The organism is Bacillus spongiae, assembly GCF_037120725.1.
Taxonomy (GTDB): domain Bacteria; phylum Bacillota; class Bacilli; order Bacillales; family Bacillaceae_K; genus Bacillus_CI; species Bacillus_CI spongiae.
In genome coordinates this window covers 1-14387 of sequence record NZ_JBBAXC010000001.1, presented here as the reverse complement: position 1 = coordinate 14387, position 14387 = coordinate 1, and the positions used below count along the sequence as shown (strand labels likewise).

Sequence of the window (14387 nt, the reverse complement as noted above, 5' to 3'; positions counted from 1 at the left end):
CCAAAAAAGCAGAATACCTAATAAGCTCAGAAAGAGTTGAACTGATGAGTTTGACGAAAATTTGATTATCGTTACATGAACCATTGTCTAGTATATTTCCACCTTAAAGAAGTCCTTTCCAGGTGGGGGCATGCACGAACCTTTCACCTTCGTCTTGTACCCACCTGCCAAGGACCTTATTCCATCATTTCTTCAAAGAGTAATATCAAGCCGAACCAATTATTACATGATAACTACCAGCTTCAATTTCAATGAAAGAGTAAAGAAATAATTAAGTCTGACCGTACTTTCCTCCTAAGTATACGATCAGTAAGAACATTAATTTTTCCTAAAGACAATTTCCTCATCAACAACTGTCATGAAAACCGTTAATTGAGGGAGGTCGTTCACGTTCACTGTGAATGGATCTTCAACAAATATTGTAAAGTCTGCCTCATACCCTTCTTCGATTATTCCTCTATTCAATTCATGGTGAGCAGCAATTGCACTCCCTTTTGTATAAAGGCTAATCGCCTCAAAGCGAGAAAGTCTCTCTTCTGGTTGAAACGTAACAAAGTCCCCGTTTACTTTCACCTGACGGCTAACTGCTGCATAAATCCCTAATAGAGGATTCACTTCCTCAATCGGAGAGTCAGACCCTCCTGCACAAACGATTCCTTCTGATAATAATGTTTTCCAAGCATAGTTATAGGTCATATTTTCTTCCCCAATGCGGTCTATCACCCACGGAAAGTCTGAAGTGACAAATTGAGGTTGAATATCAATAATCATAGGAAGACCCTTCGCCTCATTAATTAATTCCTTACGCAAGATTTGCCCATGAATAAAACGATCTCTCCTTAATTCGGTCGTTGGATGTTTCTTAACTGCATTCAAAGTATATTGAAAGGCTAAATCACCAATGACATGAACTGCTACCGGTAATTTTATAGATCTTGCCTTTTTCACTAAATTGGTTAGCTCCTCTTGTGAATGTATGGCAACACCATTGGTGGTTGGATCATCATTATAGGGATGGCTTAATAGGGCCGTTCTCCCTCCAAGGGCACCATCGGCAAATATTTTCATCGCTCCCCACTCGAGATATTTTTCTCCAGATAAAAATGAATGTCCAGCAGATTTCCATTCATCAATAACTTCATGATGCACGAGCAAATGAGCCTTGAAAGGGCGACCTTCTTTATTAATAACTTGATTAAATGCATCATAAGTTTGTTGCAAGCCCCCATAATAGCTCATATCTTCTGTGTGGACACCGACTAGGCCGAGACTCCAACAACTGTCGATAGCCTTTTTTAAAGCTTTTTCTAAGTAGTTTTTAGAAACGGGAGGAAGTGCATCGAATATTAAGTCTTGTGCCTTGTCTTTAAATACACCATTTAGTTTGTCATGATCATCACGACCTACTACTCCACCAACGGGAGATTGAATTTCCTCATTAATACTGGCATGAGTTAATGCTTTCGAGTTTACGACTAATGCATGCCGACATGTTCGCTTTAGTAAAACAGCATGATTTGGGGCAATCGCATCAAGCTCCTCCCTTACAATAACCTCGGGTGGGCTCCATAAATTTTCATTCCAACCTTCTCCTATTATCCACTCATTTGTTGAAGTTATTTCAGCTCTTTCTTTTATAGCATCTAGTACCTGCTGTTTAGAAGTCATTTTAGACAGGTCTAAACGAAGTAGCTTTTCACCATAACCAATGAGATGCATATGGCTATCAACTAAACCAGGAATCATCGTAGCTCCTTTTAAATCCTCTTGCTTAAAACGATGACTTTGATATTTCTCTTTCAATACATGAAGTGAGCCAGTTTCTATCACTTTTCCATTTTTGGTAAAAACGGCTTCTACCTTTTCTCCTTCTTTTTTCATTGTATAAATATTTCCGTTGTACCATAAAGTTCCCATCTAAATCCCTCACATATGAAATATACAGGCAGTACTACTGTCTGTTCTCTTTTCCTCTATTGTAGCGAAATTCAGGTGAGGATTAAAGCTGCGCATACAGTTTATCTTCTAGTATTTCAAAGCAGCTAATTTTATCACTCATTCCCACCTCTTTTAAAATATTACGGTGACACTTGCAAAAACTACTAAGTATGTAAAACAAAAAGAAGCGGGAATTTCCCGCTTCCTGTAGCCATATTATTTAATTTCTTTCTTACCTTATTGTTGTTGGTATCCTCCACCAATTTGTTGCTCAGCCATTTGAACTAGGCGCTTTGTAATCTCACCACCAACAGAACCGTTAGCGCGTGATGTTGCATCAGGACCTAATTGAACGCCAAACTCAGACGCAATTTCATATTTCATTTGGTCAATCGCTTGTTGAGCTTGTGGAGTAACTAATTGATTTGAATTATTGTTGTATGCCATGTGTTTTCACCTCCTTGTGAGTATAGAATGTGCGAAAACACATGACTTCATTCGAATAATAAATTGGTAATTGTTCCTACTTTACCTTTTTCCATTCTTTATAAGGGATTACAATAAATCATTTAGTACATTTTCAGTAACATCATTTCTTTTCACACTTAATGTGACTGTCTCTGTTTCTTTAACAGCTTCACTTATAAGCGTAGCAAAATCAACAAAGCTCTCGTAATATTCCACTTTTTCTTTTTTCGGTTTTGTCTTAGGAGAAGGTGGTGTAAAAATGGTACAGCAGTCCTCGTAAGGTAAAATGGATGTTTCATACGTTCCTATATCCTGTGCTATGTTAATAATCTCCGTTTTGTCGAAGGTAACCAGTGGACGAATGATAGGTGTTGACGTAACATCATTTATTGCAAACATACTATCTAACGTTTGACTAGCAACTTGACCTAGACTTTCTCCTGTTACAATAGCTAAGCCGTTTTGTTGTTTCCGAATTTCATCGGTAATCATCAACATCATTCTACGCGTAGACGTCATCGTATAGTTTTCTGGTACTTGTGCATGAATGGTTTGTTGAATTTCCGTAAAAGGGACAATATGAAGCTTGATGCTCCCACTAAAAGGAGATAACTGACGAGCTAATTCCACCACTTTTTCTTTGGCCCTCTCAGACGTAAACGGAGGACTATGAAAATGAACTGCTTCAAGTTCGACTCCTCTTTTCATCGTCATATAGCCAGCAACAGGACTATCAAGACCACCAGATAACATGAGCATCGCCTTTCCACTTGTTCCTACTGGCATCCCACCTGCACCTTCTATCACTTCATTTGAAAGATACACACCTTCTTTTCTTATCTCAATATGAAGTTTAATATCAGGTTGTTTTACATTAACGGTGAGTCCCTCAATTTTAGGTAAAATAAAGCCACCTACTAAATGATTTAGTTCATTCGTATCATATGAGAATGATTTATCTGCTCTTTTGACGGATACTTTAAAAGTACACCCTTCCTGGTAGGCTTTCTTCATTAGTTCAAGAGCCGCTAATTGAATCTCTTCTAGGCTTTGAGTTGTTTTAATAACAGGAGAAAAAGATTGAATACCAAAAACTGTCCGAAGGCGTTTCATTACTTCTTCACCGTTTTCTCCGTTCAATAATATATGCATCCGATCTCGTGTGGATTGCACATGAAGGTTAGGCATATCTTTAAACAGTCGAACAATATTTCCCTTCAACTTACTTACAAATTGATTTCTATTTCTACCTTTTGTTGATATTTCACCGTAACGAATCAGTATACGTTCATAATTCATCTATTTAGCTCTCCTTATAACATTAGCGTATTTCATCTGAATATGGCGAAGTACATTAATAAACGTATCCATTTCCTTTTGGGTGTTGTGAAAGGATAAACTTACTCGCACTGCGCTATCTGCCTTTTCTATACTTTTCCCCATTGCCAATAATGTAGAACTAGGTTTTTTTTGTTTTGATGAACAAGCACTTGTAGTAGAAATATATATATCATTTTCCTCAAATGCATGAACCAGAACCTCTCCCTTTAAACCAAGGAGCGAAAAATTCACAATATGTGGTGCAATGTTTTCATCTGGAGAATGAATTTCTATTCCTTCCATCTCACTTAGTTGTTTTCTCACATAACTATTTAATTGACGTAATCTTTCTCTTCCTTCGTTTGCTTCTTGTAAATATAATCGAAGAGCCTTAGCTGAACTTACTATTCCTCCCGTATTCTCTGTACCGCTTCTGAGCCTTCTTTCTTGTTCCCCACCTGAATGAAGTGGCGATAGCTTAAGGCCTTCTTTAACAAATAATAGGCCTGTTCCCTTAAGACCATGAAACTTATGTGCGGACAAGGAGCATAAATCGATATGACATTCATAAAAGTCCAACGGTACCTTCCCTACCCCTTGTACATGATCAACATGAAAGAGTGTCCTCGGTCTATCTGCAAGTAACTCTCCAATTCGTTTAATAGGTTGAACAGTGCCAACTTCATTATTAACATGCATAATAGAGACTAATATCGTATCATTCCGTAAGGCTGCTTCAACATCATCAGGATTTATTCTACCAAAAGAATTCACAGGCAAATATGTAATGTCAAAACCGTGTTCTTCTAATTGTTGACACGTCTCCTTGATTGAGGGATGCTCAATAGAGGAAGTAATAATATGTTTCCCACGTTTTTGATAGTGAAGTGCCACTCCTTTTAACGCTAAATTATTGGACTCTGTTCCACCAGAAGTATAGAATATTTCATTTCCCTTTACTCCAAGTAAAGAAGCCGATTGCTTTCTTGCTTGCTCAAGTAATTTTTCTATGTTTCCACCTAGAGAATGCAAAGAGGAGGGATTTCCAAAATAGCTACTACTTACCTTTAAAAATGTCTCTAATACTTCCTCGTAAGGTTTTGTTGTTGCACTATTATCAAGATAAATCAATTCATTCACCACCATTTTATCGAACATTTTTATGGTCATTTAATCCTATCATATGCAGATTTTGTTTTCTACTTAAAGAAACCCATGCATATTTACCAAGTCGAACTATAGTAGTCAACTTTAATATAGATAGTTGGGTTTTCACATAATGGATCTCTATTAAGGGGTTGAAATTAGAAAAAACTAGCAAGTAAGCTAGTTTTTTCTTTCATTTACATATTGGATTAACTGATCTATGCTAATTTTTCCATTTGTTTCTACTAAAGGGGAAATATCCACAAATTGCAAAGCTTCTTCAGCGTTTTCACTCACGCTGTCTTTCTCTAATTGACCCTCTATTGCTGCCTTTGATATATTTTCACTTTGACTAGCCGACGCTGCTGTGGAAGACACTTCAATTTCTCTAGGTGGAAAAAGCATTATAAAAAGCACTGCCATCCATACAACGAAACTAGTAGCTCCCATTAATAGGATGCCCTTTCTCATGATACTCCCTCGCTTCCCCATGACTCAATTTTCTTTAGAGCACCAGGTTCAACTTCTTCAACAGTAGCTGCTGCCTGTTCTAACGCAGTTTGATACTGATAGCTTCTAAAGGAAGCTTCAGCTGAATTTAAGCCTTCTTCAACAGTACTATACCGACTTCGGTATCGATTACCGTATTGGATTACCTTTTCAGCAAGTAATACTTTTTCTACTAACTCCTCTGTTTTCTCATAAAAATCTGTAATCGAGTCAGATGCTTCAGTTAAAAAGGCCTGAATATTTTTCATGTTCAGCGGCTTTTCATTTAAAGACTGAACAGCATTTTCTACATGCTCTTTAGCCTGGTCTAATAGCAATTCATATTCTTCAGGCAGTCCAGGTACATTGCTTTTTGAAATCATTCTAATGGCCTTACTTAACTTTATCTTTAATTCAGAAATACTATTTCTTGCATCCATTTCATCTTTTCTTAAATTTTGAAGGTGCTGTGCAAATTCCGTTTGATTTTCACGTATTTGATTCAGTTCTTCCTTTATCTTTTTTAGCTCATCACTAATAAATGAAAAGGCAACATCATGCTCAGACACACCGCTCACGAATTTGTTGTAACGGTTCAAGATTATATGAAGCTGTTTTTCCAATTTTCTTGGTGTATCTAGATCCTCAGACTCTAATCGATAACCTTGTTGAACAAAATCTGTTTCCGTTTTTAATACATCATTCTCGATTCGTAACTCATCAAGCAATTGCTTAATTTCAGGCTCATTTTGCACAACATAATGTTTACTATTAACCTCTTGTTCTAAAAGGTCGTATAAGGATTGGATTTTTTCTTTTATCGTTGTGATCGTTTCCTCAACCTTTATAACATCAAAGTCTGACACCTTTGCTCTCATTTTTTTCAATTCATCTATGTATTTTTGAACCTCTTGCTCAATTTCAAGGTGATCTAACGTATACCCCTGTTCCTTCATTTCTATGTACCCATTCTGAATCTCATCTAATTGTGAAGGTAAAATAGTTTGACATTGAGCTAATAAATCTGGGGTTTTTTCTATTTTTAATGCCACGCTCTCATATTGTTGCTGTAATGTATGTAAGAGTTCTCGTGCTTCAAGGTAGTTTCCTGCATTTGTAAGTTCTTGAAAAGAATCAAATACTTGCTTAATTTCCATTAATTCGGTTTCTAAAGATGAAGCTGCTTCACCAAACTGATGGCGATGGGCAAGTAACTGTTTTCGACACTCTTGGAATTGGAGGTTAAGTTCTTCGATTTCAACACGGTTTTTCTCTTCACTTCCTACCAACTCAGAAAGCTCTTCCAGAATATTTTCTATTTCTTTCTCGATCCTTTGTAGTAAAATACTTGCATTAGTTGTAGAAAGTTTGGCTTTCTTTAAACGAAATTTATCCGCATGCTCCTCCGCGTCAAATAAGAACTCTTCAACATTTGGTAGCGAAACTGATAAGATTTCCTCCCATTGTTGACGCCACTTTTCAAATAATTCTTCGGTTTCTCCTGTCATATTTAGCTGTTTAACCTTCGACAATTCCTCCAGTACAGGCCGATTCATGATGTCTACCTTCCAACCTTCTAGAGCGTCTACTTCCTGATAATGCTTTCTACGTAAGAAAGTGCTTATACTAAAGATGATAATAATGAATAAGATGCTGGCAATAAGTAGTCCCATCATAAGCCTCCTGTTCTCGCTTGTTCATTTATATTAAACACGATCTAAAATTGTATATTATTGTTTAATGATACCATGTTCATGCCAATTTTTGACGAATAAATTCTAATTTTTTGAAGTCTTTCTTACTTTCACTTTAAATCTACGAAAATAATGACATCTTTATATTATAACTTGTTAAGACCATAAAAGAAATTAGATAATAGTAAAATAGTCAATTTGATTCTGAAAAAATCACTTAAATAATGCACAATAAAAAAGTTTGGTATCCTCCATAACGGGTCAAAATACCAAACTTTCAAATTATTTCGTATGTTGTTATTGGTTGACTATTGCCGACAATGGCTCCTGATGGACGATATTCGATTTAAGGAGAACTTTATTAATCCACATTTGAATAGATAAAAAGTATCGATCCGTAAAGAGTTTATCATGGGGATATAAGTTCCACACTTCTTCCATATATTGCTTATTAATAAACGGCATCGACAATAGCGATTTCAAATGGACGACTGCAAATGAAATTGGAAAGGGTGAGAAAACACCTTGTTGAATTCCTTTTTCAAAAAATAATTTTAAGTAATAACGCTCTTTCATTAAGTAAGACGAACAAATTTCTCTCGTTACTTGTGAATCAACTGTTATCTCCCGCAACACTAGACGAGACAAATGATGATGCTGACTTTGAAAAGTCAAAATATTTTTTATCGCTTCTAGCAATAATCTATCAGCTCGCTCCTCATCAATCTTTTTTATTACCTTTTCAATAATCAGCAAATATGGTTCAAAAAAACGAGTAAAACACTCTTCTAATAGACCTTGTTTTCCTTTGAAATAATAAGATACGTTCGCTACATTTACATTTGCTCTCGAGCTAATATCACGGACAGATGTTCCATGATACCCTTTTGTATTAAAAAGATAGATAGCAGCTGTCATTATTTTCTCTCTTGTACTCGATACAACCTTATTCATTTCTTTTTCCCCATTTCATGCTATTTAGTTGATTATTGTTGATTCGTGTGCTAAAACTATCTGAAAGGTATTTTGATTATCGAAACAAATCATCCTTAATTAAAAATAACTTCTTTTCCCACTTGTCTTATTCCTTTATCAATTGCTCGACAATTCCCTTAACAACGGACTAAAATGAGCATATAATGTATGAAAATTGTTGAAAAGCGAGGTTTTAGCATGTTTAACGTAGAAAATTATTCAGGTACTAAAGAAGAGAATTATGTATTGGTGATTAAGCAGCTACAAGCCTTGTTAGCTGGCGAAAAAAATGTTGTAGCAAACTTAAGTAATGCATCCGCCCTTCTTAACCAATTTTTACAAGAGGTCAACTGGGTAGGGTTTTATCTTTTAGAAGATGAGCAGCTTGTTTTAGGACCGTTCCAAGGACTACCTGCCTGCATCCGAATTCCGCTAGGAAAAGGTGTTTGTGGATCGGCAGCAAAAGAACAAAAAACTTATCGTGTATCGGATGTTCATCAATTCCCCGGTCATATTGCATGTGATGCAGCAACTCATTCCGAAATTGTTCTACCAATATACAAAGACGGTAAAGTATTTGGCGTATTAGATATCGACTCACCTATAACAGACCGCTTTGATGAGATTGATGAAAAAATGTTGAAAGAGTTCGTTAAAGCCTTAGAAGAGCTCCTATAGATGGAATCGTCTCGAATCTAACTAACTGAATTGTCATAGATAGTGCAATGAGTATAGTTGTACTATCTTTTTTTATCCTATTTCCTACACCTTCCCCCAAAACTCTAATTTAAGAGAATAATTAATTTTCACTCTGTACTATAAAAAAATACATCACTTTTTATAGTGATGTATTGAGCAGTATTGGCTATGTAATATGTTGTTTTCGTCAGTCAGCACTCTTGCATTGTTAATACAGTACTAAATGCTCTATCAAGATCATTTATAATATCATCCGTCGCTTCCAACCCAACGGACAATCTTAATAAACGATCGGAAATACCCATTTTTTCTCGCTCTTCCGAAGGGACAACCGCATGTGTCATAGTAGCTGGATGCTGTATCAATGATTCCGCGTCCCCTAAGCTAACCGCTATTTTTATTAACTTTAGGGAGTTCATAAATTGTTGTGCGGTCTCTTTTCCACCTTTTATTTCAAAAGAAATAAGTCCACCTGCTTTTCTCATTTGTGCTTTCATTATACTATAGTCTTCAGAATCAGGGTCCCCTGGATAATAAACTTGCTCTACGAGTGGGTGTGATTTCAAGTATGCAAAGATGACTTCAGCATTTTCACAGTGACGATCCATCCTTATCGGCAACGTTTTTAACCCTCTTAATAGCAACCAGGCATCAAACGGAGAGATAACTCCACCGATATCTTTTTGAGTGGTCGACTGAATATCTATCATCCTATCTGTTTTCCCAACAAGTATTCCAGCAATCACATCCCCATGCCCTCCAATGTATTTGGTAGCGCTATGAACAACTATATCGCAACCAATTTCCAAAGGGTTTTGTAAATATGGCGAGCAAAACGTATTATCCACAATAACGGGAATTCCTCTTTCCTTTGCTACCTCTACAATTAAAGAAAGATCAATGAGTTTCATTGTAGGATTGATAGGTGTCTCTACATAAATACAGGCTGTGTTTGGTTGAATAACGCTTTCTATCTCTTCTCTTGTACTCATATTAGAAAAATCATGAGTAATATTATATTTCTCTTCCATCATTTGTAATAATCCAAATGTACATCCATAGACTCCTTGTGAACAAACAATATGGTCAGAGGCCTTTGTTAACGTCAATAACACAGCTGATACCGCTGCCATACCTGAGCTGAAAGCTAAAGCTTTCTCTCCTCTTTCTAGCAAAGCTAGTCTTTCTTCTAGCATATTTACCGTAGGATTTGAAAGTCTTGAGTAAATATAGCCTTCCTCTTCACCAGCAAAGCGTCTTGCTCCTTGCTCTGCACTATCAAAAGTAAATGTCGACGTTTGATATAGCGGTGGTGCTAAACTATCGCTGTGATTCTCAGATGAATAACCGTGATGAATGACTGCTGTTTCGAATTTTCGCTTCCCCTTTGTCATCGTATTCCCCCTATTTTTTGTAACCGTTTTCATTCTATCACAAAAAAAGGAAAAATAGTGAAAATAAAATACACTAAACATAAGTGATTTCACTATCAAACCTTTTATTATCCTCTAATTATTACTTGGTTTTTCCCTTCCCTTTTTGCCTCATACAAAGCTTCGTCCGCTTGCATGAATAAATTCATAGATGAAACTGGATGACCACAATCCCATCCTGCTAAGCCACAAGAAACCGTGATTGGGGGCTGGGTTTTCCGCGAAGCTTCCTCCACAATATCTTGAGCAATTTGAATCACATCATTAATTCGAGATTGTGGAAAATAAACAGCCATTTCTTCGCCACCCCACCTTGCTCCTAGACCTTTACCTGTCACGGTTTCTTTCAACAGTTTTGCTACTTGAATAAGGACCTTGTCACCAATATGATGACCATATGTATCATTTACATGTTTAAAATCATCTATATCTATTAATAGCAAAACACCTCTTGTATCTTCTCTTATAGAACGTTCAATAAATTCATCCAAATGATAGCGTGAGTATAACTGAGTAAGGTAGTCTGTAATGACCATCTCTTCTAGTTTTTCTCTTAACATCGAGTTTGTTAACGCTAATGTTGAATGGTGAATAAATGATTGTAATAGCTTAAACATATCATACGAGAAAAAATAAGGTTCCTGATGCAAAACGAGACAAAAACCAATCATTTCGCTATGCTGCACCATCGGAACAGCCATAATAGAACGAAATACCAAATTACTTTGACCATATTTTCCTTTTAAATCACCGATAAACAGAGGGTCATTTCCTTTTGACATTCGAGCTTCAACTAAATGAATATACTCTATCCCATTCCCTGTTCTAAACAAATCACTGCTTCCCGGTAAGATTTTAAAGCGCTCCTTGCTGTCCTTTAAAAAGACAAACCCTATGTCCGAAGTTTTAAAAGACTTCTGAATTTGAGTGTTTAAAAATGCTAAAGTTTCAGAAAGCCTTAGATTTAAATTTAAACGGTGAGATGTCTCATTTATTAATTGCAAATCTGAAATTAATTGCTTGGACTGCTGATATAGCTTCGCGTTTTCTAATGCGCTTCCTGCTGTGTAAGCTAATAACTTTATGAATTCTATCTCTTTTTTTTGAAACAACTTCTCATGTTGTGAACTAACTTGCATCACACCATATATCCCTTGCTTCCCTCTTAAAGGTGCGTAAAAAACAGTATTTCCTGAATTTAGATTACTCTCTACCTGTATGACCCCGTTCACAAAACTTTCCATTGCTGCAGAGGTAGCAGTGTCAAAATTAAAATTTTGAATTCTAACATCTGCATAATGTTGGTGATCATTTGATAAAAGTAATTTGGACGAATACGATGGAAATACTTTATGAAGCGTTGTGATAATTTCATCTAGTAGTGTATCTACTTCCATAGAAGAATGAAAAGTCTCTGTTACCTTAAACAATTCACGATAGCGTTCTTCCTCTTCGATAATTTCCGTTATTGTCAACAATTTATTCATTAACCCGCTTGAACTGTGACAAAATTCCGCTACAAAATTCGAAAGATTAATTTCTCCTATTGCTTCCCATCGCTCCTTGAAGCATAAAAGAGCAATAGGTTCATTTGTCATTGAACGCAGTAGAATCACTTGCGAAAAAGAGGAGAATTGACTATATTTATCCAAATTTTCTGTATTAATTAAAGAGTCATCAGGAAATAACTCCATTACCTCTTGTAACGTCACCGTTTTTTCTTTGTTACTATGTAAAGGTCTCATTTCTTTGAATATTTTCTCTTTTCTAAGGTAGAAGGTAACACCTTTCATATTGAATACTTCTTGGATAATCAAGGTCCATTTCGTTAACCAATCGGTATTTTTATATTCTTTATATTCAAATTCGTTTATAAGGTCAAAAAGTTCAGATTTATATTTCTGTAGAACTTCAATTCCTCTTATGACCATTTTTACCACCTACATCTAACGTATAATCCTAACCCCATAGAGGCTTACTTCTTGGCTACTTCAAATTTTTGTTCATACACAATGAGCCATGCTGCTTGGTTTTCATCTAATAGGTGAATCGACTGAAGCTTTTCCATATTCACATTTGAAAAGGAGACTTCTTCATTAATGAGGCTAACCTCGTCATTTATCATCTCAAATGGTACATCACTTCCATTTAAACCATCTTCACCTTGGAAGTGAACACTCTTCTTCGCCATCGAGGAATTATAAAACGTCCAATCACCATTTATAAGTGCCCAAAAGCCATTCTCCTTACTGTTTTGCTTCTTTAAAGCAGAAACAGTTCCATTCACAATCATTTGCTCTTTTACAAGAAAACGAAAACGGTCTTGAGTATCTACTTCGTATATAATTAAATAATTTTCCGCTTCATTTTCGCGAGCTACTACTACAGTAGGGTTTTCATCTTTGTTCCCTTCACTTAATACCAGTACTTGAAGTGATTGTTTATCCAAAGAATGAATAGAATCGGTCCTACTGTTCCAGGTAAATCCTATAAACGTTATCACTAAAAAAAAGCTAACTAGACTATATCGAATATTCCTCTCTCGTCTTGATTCTTGCAACATTATCACTCTTTTTCATTATCTTAAAAAACATAATTTATCCTTACAATAAATTATATCACAGTAAAAAATTTCTGTATAAATAATAATATTCCATTGCTAATGTTAAAAAACAGCTTTCATTTACAGCAAATTCCTAACATTAAAATCAAATGACACTTGACTCTTATTGTCATAAATCATATAATGTTCTTTGTGTAAAATAATGCAGCCTATATGAATACCTTATGTTCGTATTTTATTCCTCATTTGAGGTGTATCGAGTAACCCTTTGCTGCAAGGGCGATGGTACATGAAAATATAATGCACATAAATGCTGTTCATACCTGTTTTTATTTTACAACAAAATAAAAACATTAAAGGAGGAGTCATTCATGGCTCGATATACTGGTCCAAGTTGGAAATTATCCCGTCGTCTTGGTATTTCACTAAGCGGTTCAGGAAAAGAATTAGAAAAGCGTCCTTACGCTCCAGGACAACACGGTCCTAATCAACGTAAAAAAATCTCTGAGTTTGGTCTTCAACTACAAGAGAAACAAAAGCTTCGTCATATGTACGGTGTAACTGAGCGTCAATTCCGTAATTTATTTGACATCGCTGCTAAATTCCAAGGTAAACATGGTGAAAACTTCATGATTTTACTTGAATCTCGCCTTGATAACGTTGTTTATCGTCTTGGTTTAGCTCGTACTCGTCGTCAAGCTCGTCAACTTGTAAATCATGGTCACATCACTGTAGATGGAAGCCGTGTAGATATTCCATCATATCGTTTACAAGCTGGTCAAACAATTGGTGTACGTGAAAAATCACGTAACCTTAGCATTGTTAAAGAAGCTATCGAAGCAAGTAACTTCGTACCAGACTTCTTAACATTCGACGCTGACAAGCTAGAAGGAACATTCAACCGCTTACCAGAGCGTTCTGAACTTCCAGCTGAAATTAACGAAGCACTTATCGTTGAGTTCTACTCTCGTTAATTAAATCGCTTAATAAATAGCGATGATAAGGACCCTAGAAACGTATATAACATCGTTTCTAGGGTTTTTTTTATCTATAAGCAAGAATAATATATTTTTCCATTATGAAGCCATTCAATAATAAATACCTCCCATGACGGAATAGAATGACCTTTAACAGTAAATTCCCCATCAATAATCTTACTCTATAATTATTCCTTACGTAAATGCTTATTGTTGTTATTTCTTTTTTAAGACCTCTTTCAAAAACGTTAAAAGGCTAGCTAAAAATATTGGTGTGCACCTTAATCTTCGCTTGAAAAAGTTCCTTTTCCCCCGCTGTCCATACTTTACAATTGAATGAAGACATATAGTCACTCTTTTAAGAGCTTAGAAGGCATTTGACAATCTGTATATCTTTAACTGGTAGAATTTTTTCAAACCCCTTAAAATGACGAAAATAAAAAAATCTGCCAATCGGGTAGTGACCCCTGAAAGTTAGAGTTTTAGTTATACTGCTATTAGGTTGGTTTGAGTTCGGTATTGTACTGGACTTAAGCCAGCCAATTTTACTTTTATTCGGTCGTTATTATAGTAATCAATGTACCCCTTAATTTTTTGTTTCAGTTCTGTATAAGAAACTAATGTCTCACCATGATACATTTCTTGTTTCATAATTCCAAAAAAATTCTCCATTGAAGCATTATCA

General features: G+C 35.8%; 13 protein-coding genes. 2 read left to right on the top strand and 11 right to left on the bottom strand.

What is annotated here, in order from left to right:
* Positions 1-318: 318 nt before the first annotated feature.
* The 7 genes from WAK64_RS00065 to refZ all read right to left on the bottom strand — a co-directional run bounded on the left by WAK64_RS00065 (position 319) and on the right by refZ (position 8009).
* Positions 319-1917 (bottom strand): amidohydrolase, encoded by a 1599-nt coding sequence (locus WAK64_RS00065; RefSeq protein WP_336584881.1) that lies wholly within the window; start codon positions 1915-1917, stop codon positions 319-321.
* Positions 1918-2175: 258 nt separating this feature from the next.
* Positions 2176-2385 carry an alpha/beta-type small acid-soluble spore protein gene (locus WAK64_RS00060; protein ID WP_336584880.1) on the bottom strand — a complete coding sequence of 70 codons (210 nt, stop codon included), beginning with the start codon at positions 2383-2385 and terminating at the stop codon, positions 2176-2178.
* Between the two features lie 108 nt (positions 2386-2493).
* Positions 2494-3705 (bottom strand): tRNA uracil 4-sulfurtransferase ThiI, encoded by a 1212-nt coding sequence (gene thiI, locus WAK64_RS00055; protein ID WP_336584879.1) that lies wholly within the window; start codon positions 3703-3705, stop codon positions 2494-2496.
* Positions 3706-4857 (bottom strand): cysteine desulfurase family protein, encoded by a 1152-nt coding sequence (locus WAK64_RS00050; protein WP_336585273.1) that lies wholly within the window; start codon positions 4855-4857, stop codon positions 3706-3708. It lies immediately after the preceding gene.
* A 195-nt stretch (positions 4858-5052) separates the two neighbouring features.
* Positions 5053-5343, bottom strand: a complete 291-nt coding sequence (locus WAK64_RS00045; protein ID WP_336584878.1) for a hypothetical protein — start codon at positions 5341-5343, stop codon at positions 5053-5055.
* On the bottom strand, positions 5340-7037 hold the full coding sequence (gene ezrA, locus WAK64_RS00040) for a septation ring formation regulator EzrA (protein WP_336584877.1): 1698 nt from the start codon (positions 7035-7037) through the stop codon (positions 5340-5342). Before ezrA ends, WAK64_RS00045 begins: the two co-directional genes overlap by 4 nt.
* A 315-nt stretch (positions 7038-7352) precedes the next feature.
* A complete protein-coding gene (refZ, locus tag WAK64_RS00035; RefSeq protein WP_336584876.1) occupies positions 7353-8009 on the bottom strand; it encodes a forespore capture DNA-binding protein RefZ in 657 nt (218 codons plus the stop codon).
* A 219-nt stretch (positions 8010-8228) separates the two neighbouring features.
* On the opposite strand from refZ, the gene WAK64_RS00030 reads away from it, so the two are divergent.
* Complete coding sequence (locus WAK64_RS00030; RefSeq protein ID WP_336584875.1) at positions 8229-8708, top strand: GAF domain-containing protein; 480 nt, start codon at positions 8229-8231, stop codon at positions 8706-8708.
* A 212-nt stretch (positions 8709-8920) separates the two neighbouring features.
* Here the strand turns inward: WAK64_RS00030 and megL are convergent, their stop codons facing one another.
* The 3 genes from megL to WAK64_RS00015 form a co-directional block, all read right to left on the bottom strand.
* Positions 8921-10123: a methionine gamma-lyase gene (gene megL / locus WAK64_RS00025; protein ID WP_336584874.1), complete on the bottom strand. Its 1203-nt coding sequence runs from the start codon at positions 10121-10123 to the stop codon at positions 8921-8923.
* A gap of 107 nt (positions 10124-10230) precedes the next feature.
* Positions 10231-12093: a sensor domain-containing diguanylate cyclase gene (locus WAK64_RS00020; protein ID WP_336584873.1), complete on the bottom strand. Its 1863-nt coding sequence runs from the start codon at positions 12091-12093 to the stop codon at positions 10231-10233.
* 44 nt (positions 12094-12137) lie between these two features.
* A complete protein-coding gene (locus WAK64_RS00015) occupies positions 12138-12725 on the bottom strand; it encodes a hypothetical protein (RefSeq protein WP_336584872.1) in 588 nt (195 codons plus the stop codon).
* Positions 12726-13096: 371 nt separating this feature from the next.
* On the opposite strand from WAK64_RS00015, the gene rpsD reads away from it, so the two are divergent.
* Entirely contained in the window at positions 13097-13699 is a 603-nt protein-coding gene (gene rpsD / locus WAK64_RS00010; protein ID WP_336584871.1) for a 30S ribosomal protein S4, read from the top strand.
* A 489-nt stretch (positions 13700-14188) separates the two neighbouring features.
* Here rpsD and WAK64_RS00005 read toward each other — a convergent pair.
* Positions 14189-14387, bottom strand: a 199-nt coding sequence (locus WAK64_RS00005; RefSeq protein ID WP_336584870.1) for an integrase core domain-containing protein, incomplete at its 5' end; no start/stop codon positions are given.

Excerpts from the sequence above, each read along its gene's own strand:
- WAK64_RS00065 (WP_336584881.1), bottom strand. The coding sequence starts at position 1,917 with ATGGGAACTTTATGGTACAACGGAAATATTTATACAATGAAAAAAGAA.
- WAK64_RS00060 (WP_336584880.1), bottom strand. The coding sequence starts at position 2,385 with ATGGCATACAACAATAATTCAAATCAATTAGTTACTCCACAAGCTCAA.
- thiI (WP_336584879.1), bottom strand. The coding sequence starts at position 3,705 with ATGAATTATGAACGTATACTGATTCGTTACGGTGAAATATCAACAAAA.
- WAK64_RS00045 (WP_336584878.1), bottom strand. The coding sequence starts at position 5,343 with ATGAGAAAGGGCATCCTATTAATGGGAGCTACTAGTTTCGTTGTATGG.
- ezrA (WP_336584877.1), bottom strand. The coding sequence starts at position 7,037 with ATGATGGGACTACTTATTGCCAGCATCTTATTCATTATTATCATCTTT.
- refZ (WP_336584876.1), bottom strand. The coding sequence starts at position 8,009 with ATGAATAAGGTTGTATCGAGTACAAGAGAGAAAATAATGACAGCTGCT.
- WAK64_RS00030 (WP_336584875.1), top strand. The coding sequence starts at position 8,229 with ATGTTTAACGTAGAAAATTATTCAGGTACTAAAGAAGAGAATTATGTA.
- megL (WP_336584874.1), bottom strand. The coding sequence starts at position 10,123 with ATGACAAAGGGGAAGCGAAAATTCGAAACAGCAGTCATTCATCACGGT.
- WAK64_RS00020 (WP_336584873.1), bottom strand. The coding sequence starts at position 12,093 with ATGGTCATAAGAGGAATTGAAGTTCTACAGAAATATAAATCTGAACTT.
- WAK64_RS00015 (WP_336584872.1), bottom strand. The coding sequence starts at position 12,725 with ATGTTGCAAGAATCAAGACGAGAGAGGAATATTCGATATAGTCTAGTT.
- rpsD (WP_336584871.1), top strand. The coding sequence starts at position 13,097 with ATGGCTCGATATACTGGTCCAAGTTGGAAATTATCCCGTCGTCTTGGT.